Genomic DNA, 8,946 nt, shown 5'->3' with positions numbered 1-8,946 from the left:
AAGGTGGTAGTTCCGGGCAAAACTTTAAGCGAGGTCAGCAAGATCCTTTCCGGAGAAGTGGATGATCAGGTCAGCATTTACTTTACAAAAAACCATATTTTATTTGAATTTGATCAGACTATGGTAGTTTCCAGACTGATCGAGGGAGAATATTTCAGAATTGACCAGATGCTTTCCAGTGATTATGAGACAAAACTGAAGATCAACAAAAAAGAGTTCCTGGATTGTATCGACCGTGCCACACTTCTGGTACGTGAGGTTGATAAAAAACCGATCATCATCAACATCACAGACGATGATATGGAGCTGCGCATTGATTCTGCAATGGGTTCCATGAATGAAGAGATCGATATTGAAAAAGAGGGTAAGGATATCATGATCGGCTTCAACCCGAAATTCCTGATCGATGCGCTTCGTGTTATTGATGATGAAACCGTGACGATCTATCTTGTAAATCCGAAGGCACCATGCTTTATCCGTGACGATGAGGAGAACTATACTTACCTGATCCTTCCTGTAAACATCAACCAGAATCAGGCCAGATAAAACCTGGGAAATATAAGGAATAAGGGACAAGAGATGTACGCAGCAGCTTCGGGAATGTGAGTGTACGTGTGAGACGCACATGCTTGAAGCTGTGAACAGAATTGAGCTCGGCAGTCAGGATATGTAAGTGTCCGTAGAGCACGTACAGCCTGACGGCAGATATCAGGATTGATATAAACGGATACACCAAAAATGCGTGACCGTTTTTGAACGATTGTGCATGGGAATGCGATCGTGTTCTGAGAATTGTTTCATGCGTAAACTGCTGGAAGGGGGTAGTTAAATTACCACCTTCCGGTGAAATTTGTATTTTGGGGGATTTTAAATACCGCCAGAAGATCAGAAAAGACCAATCTGACGGAGAAAATACCCCGGAGATAAGAGGAGAAAAAATTGGAGATCAGAATTAAAGACGAATTTATCAAGCTTGGCCAGGCGCTGAAGCTGGCCGGTGTTGTGGAGGACGGCGTTGAGGCGAAATATGCCATCAATGATGGTCTGGTACTGGTGAACGGTGAGGTGGAGAACCGCCGTGGCCGCAAGATCCATCCTGGAGATACCATTTCCTACGATGGAAAAGATATTTATGTGATCGGGTGAAGGAATGTACATTGAATCCATCAGACTGAATAATTTCAGGAATTATGAGTCGCTGGAGATGAATTTTGATCAGGGCACCAATATTCTCTACGGCGACAATGCCCAGGGAAAGACCAATATCCTGGAGGCGGTTTATCTGGCAGGTACCAGCAAATCCCACAAGGGAAGCAAGGACCGGGAGATGATCCGCTTTGAGAATGAGGAATCCCATATCCGAATGATGGTGAAGAAGGGCGATCTTTCATACAAAATAGACATGCACCTCCGGAAAAACAAAGCAAAGGGAGTTGCCATCAACGGGCTGCCGATCCGCAAGGCAAGGGAGCTGCTGGGGGTGGTGAATCTGGTGTTTTTTTCTCCGGAGGATCTTAATATTATCAAGAATGGACCGGGAGAGAGAAGACGTTTTCTGGATTCGGAGCTTTGTCAGCTGGATGGTGTTTATATCACGGAGCTGGCCGGCTACAATCACATCGTGAACCAGAGAAACCGTCTTCTCAAAGACTGTTATATGAACCCCGGGCTGAAAGGTACCCTGGATGTCTGGGATATGCAGATGGTTGATTACGGAAAGAAGATCATCGGGAAGCGGGAAGCCTTTGTGGAGGAGCTTAACGAGATCGCAAGGGGGCTTCATAAAGGCCTTACCGGCGGGATCGAGGAGCTGGAGATCCTGTACGAGCCAAGTGTGACGGCGACGGAGTTTGAGGATAAGCTTTCCAGGAACCGGGAGCGGGATCTTCGGATGAAGCTGACCTCCGTGGGACCGCACAGAGATGATTTCTGCGTAAAGGTCAACGGGATCGACATCCGGAGGTATGGTTCCCAGGGGCAGCAGAGGACTGCGGCCCTTTCCCTGAAGCTTTCGGAGATCTATCTGGTGAAGAAAAAAATCCGGGATACACCGGTGCTTCTGCTGGATGATGTTCTTTCGGAGCTGGATAGCAGCAGGCAGACATATCTGCTGGAAAGTATCCACGATATACAGACTCTGATCACCTGTACAGGACTGGATGATTTTGTCAGCCATCAGTTCAAGATCAACAGGGTTTTTCAGGTGGTAAAGGGGCATGTTTATATGCCTAAAGGGTTTTGACAAGCCCGTATGCATATGGTAAACTGATTCTGATTATGGAAAGTTGGTGAATATTTTGGATAAAGAGGAGTTTCGCGTTAAGCTGGGACAGATCAATAAGCTGGTCGAGACCCAGGATTACAAAGGCGCCATGCAGATTGTGGACAGCATTGACTGGCGTCGTGTGAAAAACGTCCGTACCCTTTGTGTAGTGGGCGAGATCTACGCGGCCAACAAGCGCTATGAAGAGAGCAAGGAAATTTTTCTTCTTGCCTACCACAGAGCGCCGATCGGCAAGAACATACTTTACCGTCTGATCGAGGTTTCCCTGAAAATGGGACAGATCAGTGAAGCCACAGAATTCTTTGATGAATACAGAGAAGTGGCAGGTAATGATAACAGCCAGTATATACTGAAATATAAGATCGCCAGAGCGAAGAATGCATCTCTGAATGAACAGATCCGTATTCTTGAGGAATATAAGGAGAAGGAATTTACGGAGCGCTGGTCCTATGAGCTGGCCAAGCTCTATTACAAGGCAGGAGACAAGCAGAAGTGCCTGGATCTCTGCAATGAGATGATCCTTTGGTTCAATGACGGAACTTATGTGATGAAGGCCCTTGACCTGAAACAGCGGATGGGTGTTCTCACTGGCGAAGAGAAAGAGAAATACGAACAGCGTTTTATCCCGAAGCTGATCCCGCCGGAAAAGGCGCAGGAGATCAGGGAGAGCAAGGAAGCATCCGGCGAGTATGAGGAGGCAAAACCGGTCACAGATACTATCCAGGTAGATGATGAGCGGGATCTGAACAGTGCGGAGACATTCCAGGAGAAGCTTTCCAAGGGATTCCGTGATATCTTTGGCGGACATAAGAAATCTGCGGAAGAGGATATGGAGGAAAAAGAAGCTGCGCAGGATGAAGAGCAGGATGAGGTTTCCACAGACTCTGAGGATGTGACGGAACAGGCGGAAGCGCCGGAGGCTGAGACTGCTGCGGCAGCAGAACCGTCGGAGGAGTTTACAGATTCTGAGGAGATCGAAGCAGCAGAAGGAAGTGAGGAAGCTTCGGATGAGCCTTCTGAAGAGCAGGAAGAGTTTTCCGGACAGGAAGCGGATGAGATCCCGCTGGCATCCGGTGTTGAGAACCTGTCATCCGGAAGTATGAAGCTGCAGGCTCAGGAACAGCAGGATAAAGAGGAAGAAGAGACTTATCAGGAAGCGGAAGAAGCTGAGGCTGAGAAAGCTACAGAGATGTCTTTGTCCCAGAGTGTTGCAGAGATCATGAAGGAGAAGGCTGCAGGAAATGAGGAAAGTGAGGAGAAGCCTGCAGGGGTTCCGCTCAATGAGGAAGGCAAGCCTGATTTTTCCGCAACGATCCGTATGCCGGAGCTGAAGATCCCGAAGTCCATGATCAATGTGGACCCGGAGAATGCAAGCAGTTCCGCAGAGATCCCGGACGCGTCCGGAATTTTCGGAAATATCGAGGATATTGCGGCATCTGTAGGTGACAGGTCCGAGAAGGATAAAGATAAGGACTTCAACCTGGAGGATACTATTCTGGCAGCAGCTACACAGCAGGGAATCGATATCCCGGAGGAAGAGAAATCTCCGGATGTCCAGCAGTCCGACGTAACGGAAGAGCCGGAAGGTATTGAGGATCTGGATATTGCGGCTGATGAATTTGTTCCGGAGGAGCCGGATGCGGCAGATATCGAGGATATCATGGCGCAGATCTCCGCTCAGCAGGAGGAAGAGGTAACGGAGACTTCCGATACCAGACTTCCGGATATCGTATTTGATGAAGATGAGGAGCCGGTGCAGAAGGCGGCAGCAGAGCCTTCAACGAAGCTTCATCATGAGGAACCGGTGGCTTCAGCGGAAGAGGAAAATCTTCTTGATGAGGAAGAAGAATACAGTGATGACGCCTTCGACTTCCAGGATGAGGATGATTTTATCAGCAGTCTCATCGGTGATGATTCTGATGAAGCCATGGAAGAGGACGATGAGGAAGAGGAGCTCAGCGAGGAAGAGCAGCTTGAGAAATTTATCGCTACGATCCATCCGGAAAAGGATCCTACAAAGATCGTTTCCAGAAAGAAAGAGCTCACAGATGAAGAGAAACAGCTTTTCACCTATTTTGTTACAGTTCCCGGAATGAAGGAACAGCTGCTTGATGTACTCTGCGATGTACAGATGGGCGCAGCAGACAAGACTTCCCAGACCGGAAATGTGATCGTTATGGGCGGCAGAGAAACAGGTAAGACGAGACTGATCTCAAGTCTGATCCCGGCAATCTGTAAAGAGCTGAATATCGAGGCTTCCAAGGTTGCCTATATATTTGCGGATGATCTCAACGGAAAGGATATTCCGGAGATCGTATCCAAGCTTGCCGGCGGTTTCCTTGTTATCGAAGATGCAAACCAGCTTTCCCAGGAAACAGCAGATGAGCTTGAGGAAGCTATGACCGGAAACACAAAGGGAATGATCGTGATCCTGGAGGATGAAAAGATCGGTATGCGTAAGCTGATCGCAAGATATCCGAAGCTTGCGAAGAAGTTTACATCCATGATCAACATTCCTGTATTTACAAACGATGAACTTGTTAATTTCGCCAAGGTCTATACCATGGAGAATGGATTCCGTATCGACCAGATGGGCATGCTTGCTCTGTATAATCTGATCGGGATCAACCAGAAGGAGGATCAGCCGATGTGCATCGGTACTGTGAAGACCATGCTGGATAAGGCTATGGAGAGAGCTCAGAGCGGATTGTTCAAGCATTCCAAGAAGCGTGTGGACCGTGATGGCTACACGGTACTTTTTGAAAAGGATTTCAGCTGAAAATAAGAAAAAGCAGAGGTAAAAAATATGGCCAGACCTTATCTTGGTAACCCGAAATATACCATTGAAGTCCTTCAAAAGTATCATTTTGTTTTCCAGAAAAGGTTTGGTCAGAATTTTCTGATCGACGAGCATGTTCTGGAAAAGATCATTGAGTCTTCGGGTATCACGAAGGATGATTTTATACTGGAGATCGGTCCGGGTATCGGAACTATGACCCAGTATCTTGCGGAGGCTGCCAGAGAGGTGGCTGCTGTGGAGATCGACAGTTCGCTGATCCCGATCCTTAAGGATACGTTGAAGGACTGGGATAATGTTTCCGTGATCAATAACGATATCCTGAAAACGGATATCAAAAAGATCGCAGATGAGAAAAACGGCGGTAAGCCTGTGAAGGTGGTTGCGAATCTGCCGTATTACATTACGACTCCGATCATCATGGGGCTTTTTGAGAAGAATGTTCCTGTGGATTCGATCACTGTCATGGTGCAGAAGGAGGTTGCAGACCGTATGCAGGTTGGTCCCGGTACCAAGGATTACGGTGCGCTTTCCCTGGCTGTGCAGTATTATGCGAAGCCGGAGATCGTTGCGAATGTACCGCCGAACTGTTTTATGCCGCGGCCGAAGGTTGGAAGTGCGGTGATCAAGCTGACGCGTTATGAGAAGCCGCCGGTGGATGTGAAGGATGAGGGGCTTATGTTCCGTCTGATCCGTGCATCTTTTAACCAGAGGAGAAAGACGCTTGTGAACGGGATCAGAAATTCCGGAGATTTTTCCCTGAGTAAGGAGGAGATCGAGGATGTGTTCAACAGGTGTGATCTTCCGCTGAATATCAGGGGTGAGGCGCTGACACTGGAGCAGTTTGCGATGCTTGCCAACTGTATTTATGATGAGAAAAATTAATATATGATAAACGCAAAAAGAGCCCGGGCAGCTGTTCCGGGTTCTTTTTGCGTTTCCGGACGGGAATGTTGGAGAGGTTTCCTGTCCGGACCTATATATTTGTTATAGAAAGGAGGTTATGTCTGAAGCGTCAGACATAAGTAAGTAATGAAAAATTTACATTTTTTATTTTACTGATGAGATGTTAGGAAAGTTTGTTTAAAATATGAAAATATTGTGAATATATTTTTGGCGATATACATAAAGTCTGAATGGTGTGGGTGGGAATGGGGAAAATTGAGGTTTACAGAGGGGTGGGGGTGTGTGGTATACTGAGGGGCGTCGAAAAGGTAATGATGAGGTAATAAAAAGGCAGTAAAAGATAGTTAAAAATAGTAAAAGGCAATTTTTAATAAGGGCTGGTGCCCGTATGGAGGTTGAATATTATGAGAAGATTGAACAAGGTTACAGCTTTGGTTATTGCGGGTGTTATTTCATGTACATCTCCGATGATGGTTATGGCGTCTGATTCCGGTTCTGTTATGAGTCAGGCGGAGGAGATCCTGAAGGATAATGAGGTTGGGTCTCTTGCTTCTGATCCGGATAAGGTTGGGGATATCATTGTTTATGTGAAGGGGCTTTTTGATTCTAACCAGATCACGGATGATGAGATTTCTCAGGGGATCGATGAGGCTGCGGATCATTTTGGGGTGAGTCTTAATGAGGATGATAAGAGTTCGCTGGTTAATATTATCAGTAAGTTCCGTGGAATCGAGATGAGTGATGATCAGATCAAGGGGTATGTGAGTGATGCTTATAGTACTTTGAAGGATATGGGTGTTACGAAGTCTGATGTGAAGAATATTTTTGAGAAGGCGGTTGAGTTTATTAAGGGGATGCTTTCACGGCGGTGATGGTTTGTGATGGCTGTTGTTTTTGATGATGTTTTAGATGGAGTTTGAGTTAGAGGGTGAGGGTTGTGGCTCTTTTGTTGGGGTTGTTGTTGGTTTGTTTGGTTGAGATGTACAATATGTACAATGTTTAGGGTTTTGGTTTTGCTTGTGAATGTGGTGTTTTTATAAATTGGGGGAGGGTGTTTTGGGAAAAATTGTGCAAATGCGCTAATTGTTTACGGGATGTTCATTGTTTGTTCATATTTGTCTGGTAGTATAGGGATAGTTCGAAAGAACGTTACGAAAGACGCTGTAATGGTGTGTATCTGTATCATTACACATACAATTTTTTTCATAATAATCGCCCCGGTAAGCCACTACCGGGGCACTCCTCGTTTTTGGGCCTTTTTGGGGCTCTTTTTTTTATGGGTGGGGAGGGACGGACGGACTGCCGGAGGGGCGGCTGCATGGTCGTGCCTGGTGCGGTCGTTTCGCCGGGTCATACTAAGCGTCTGAGTATTCTGCCGTGCAGGGCGCCCCATAACTCGCCATGTACGCTGATGCGTACCTGGCTCAGACAGATGGGGCTTACTCTGCGGCTTGTGGCCGCAGAGTACCTTCCCGTCAGAAGCCTCAGGCGCTAAGTATGACCAGCGGCTTACTCCGACGCACCGGGTCCCGACCATGCAGCCGTCCCTCCGGCAGTCCGTCCTGTGCGTTGGTTGTGGGAGTGATAAGTTTGTGTGGTGATTGGGTGGGTAATTTATGTTGGATGTATAAACTGTATCCTTTGTTAGGGATATTTGTAGTATTGAGGGGAGTATTTTCTGCTGAGGGGGTGTTTTGAGTGAGGGATTTTTTTGGATGTGTGGGGATTGAGTGGTCTGACGGGAGGTGGTGGGCCATCAGCGCTGCGCTGGATGGCTGCAAGGGCTGAGTTTCCTTGTGGTCTGACGGGGGGATGTGTGGCATCGGCGCTGCGCTGGATGCCTGTGAGGTGTGCTGGAGGTGAGTGATGTATGTGTGGCATCGGCGCGTGCTGGATGCCTGTGAGGTCTGGGGCTTGTGGAAAAAAATATAGCGCGGGTGGGGTGTGCATGCTATAATGATTAGGATTATAGTGCTGTGGCTGTTTTGGGGGCGGCGGTGGTTTGTTTTTTGTTTGAATGGGAGGTCTGGATATGGCGGAGTCTATGAAGGATTTTGAGAGGGAGCTGGAGGCTTCTTTTAAGAGGATCGATGAGGGTGATATTATCTCAGGGACTGTTGTGAGTGTGGATGAGTCGGGGGTTGTTCTTGACCTTAAGTTTTATGCTGAGGGTTTTATTCCGGTGGAGGAGTTTTCCCGGGTGCCGGGGTTTAATATTAAAGAGGCTGTTCAGCCGGGGGATGAGGTTCAGGCGATGGTTCTTCGCAGGGATGATGGTCAGGGGAATATTCTTCTTTCCAGAGCGGATGCTGCGGATGTGCTTGCCTGGGACAGGCTGAAGGAGCTTCAGGATTCGGGTGAGGTGCTGGATGTTGTTGTGAAGGGGATCGTTAACGGGGGTGCCATTGCTTATGTTGAGGGTGTCCGTGGTTTTATTCCGGCGTCGAGGCTTGCTTTGGAGTTTGTTGAGGATACTGAGGTGTTTCTGAATAAGCCGATCCAGGTGCGGGTGATCGAGGTTGATAAGGCGAAGAAGAGGCTGGTGCTTTCGGCGAGGGAGATTCTTCGTGAGAGGGCTGAAGTGGAGAAACGGAATAAGATTTCCAATATCCAGGTTGGTTTTGTGACGGAGGGTACGGTTGAGAGTTTGCAGCCGTATGGTGCTTTTGTGGAGCTTGGGAACGGGGTTTCTGGGCTGGTGCATATTTCTCAGATCTGTGAGAAGAGGATACGGAAGCCTTCTGAGGTTTTGAGTGTTGGGGATAAGGTTAAGGTGAAGGTTATCGCGATCAAGGATGGTAAGCTGAGCCTGAGTATTAAAGAGGCATCGGATCTGATGGCTAAGGAGGTTGAGGAGGAGTCTTTTGAGCTTCCGGAGTCGGGGGAAGAGGCTACTACTTCCCTGGGTGCTTTGTTTGCAAATATTAAATTATGATTATTTTGGATGAAAAAGGATGGA

Annotated in this window: 6 protein-coding genes and 1 pseudogene; all 7 read left to right on the top strand. The window is 47.6% G+C overall.

The window, feature by feature from the left end; translation table 11 throughout:
* Positions 1–546 (top strand): annotated as a pseudogene (locus tag ABCM67_RS11700) (DNA polymerase III subunit beta); the annotation flags it as partial.
* Between the two features lie 393 nt (positions 547–939).
* Positions 940–1,146 carry an RNA-binding S4 domain-containing protein gene (locus ABCM67_RS11695; RefSeq protein WP_021650164.1) on the top strand — a complete coding sequence of 69 codons (207 nt, stop codon included), beginning with the start codon at positions 940–942 and terminating at the stop codon, positions 1,144–1,146.
* A 4-nt stretch (positions 1,147–1,150) separates the two neighbouring features.
* The gene (recF, locus tag ABCM67_RS11690; protein ID WP_215638466.1) at positions 1,151–2,242 is read left to right on the top strand and encodes a DNA replication/repair protein RecF; all 1,092 of its coding nucleotides are present in this window, start codon (positions 1,151–1,153) and stop codon (positions 2,240–2,242) included.
* Between the two features lie 55 nt (positions 2,243–2,297).
* Positions 2,298–5,063, top strand: coding sequence for a hypothetical protein (locus ABCM67_RS11685; RefSeq protein ID WP_342992885.1), 2,766 nt, complete (start codon positions 2,298–2,300; stop codon positions 5,061–5,063).
* Positions 5,064–5,090: 27 nt separating this feature from the next.
* Positions 5,091–5,966 (top strand): 16S rRNA (adenine(1518)-N(6)/adenine(1519)-N(6))-dimethyltransferase RsmA, encoded by an 876-nt coding sequence (rsmA, locus tag ABCM67_RS11680; protein WP_015526558.1) that lies wholly within the window; start codon positions 5,091–5,093, stop codon positions 5,964–5,966.
* Positions 5,967–6,391: 425 nt separating this feature from the next.
* Positions 6,392–6,859 (top strand): DUF1002 domain-containing protein, encoded by a 468-nt coding sequence (locus tag ABCM67_RS11675; protein ID WP_129975742.1) that lies wholly within the window; start codon positions 6,392–6,394, stop codon positions 6,857–6,859.
* A 1,160-nt stretch (positions 6,860–8,019) separates the two neighbouring features.
* Positions 8,020–8,922 carry a S1 RNA-binding domain-containing protein gene (locus tag ABCM67_RS11670; protein WP_022426933.1) on the top strand — a complete coding sequence of 301 codons (903 nt, stop codon included), beginning with the start codon at positions 8,020–8,022 and terminating at the stop codon, positions 8,920–8,922.
* Positions 8,923–8,946 lie beyond the last annotated feature (24 nt).

The organism is Blautia sp. 2227st1_G12_2227SCRN_220401 (genome assembly GCF_039062885.1).
In the GTDB taxonomy this organism is placed as follows: Bacteria; Bacillota; Clostridia; order Lachnospirales; family Lachnospiraceae; genus Blautia_A; species Blautia_A fusiformis.
This window is presented reverse-complemented; position numbering and strand designations above follow the sequence as displayed.

Excerpts from the sequence above, each read along its gene's own strand:
- recF (WP_215638466.1), top strand. The coding sequence starts at position 1,151 with ATGTACATTGAATCCATCAGACTGAATAATTTCAGGAATTATGAGTCG.
- ABCM67_RS11675 (WP_129975742.1), top strand. The coding sequence starts at position 6,392 with ATGAGAAGATTGAACAAGGTTACAGCTTTGGTTATTGCGGGTGTTATT.
- ABCM67_RS11670 (WP_022426933.1), top strand. The coding sequence starts at position 8,020 with ATGGCGGAGTCTATGAAGGATTTTGAGAGGGAGCTGGAGGCTTCTTTT.
- rsmA (WP_015526558.1), top strand. The coding sequence starts at position 5,091 with ATGGCCAGACCTTATCTTGGTAACCCGAAATATACCATTGAAGTCCTT.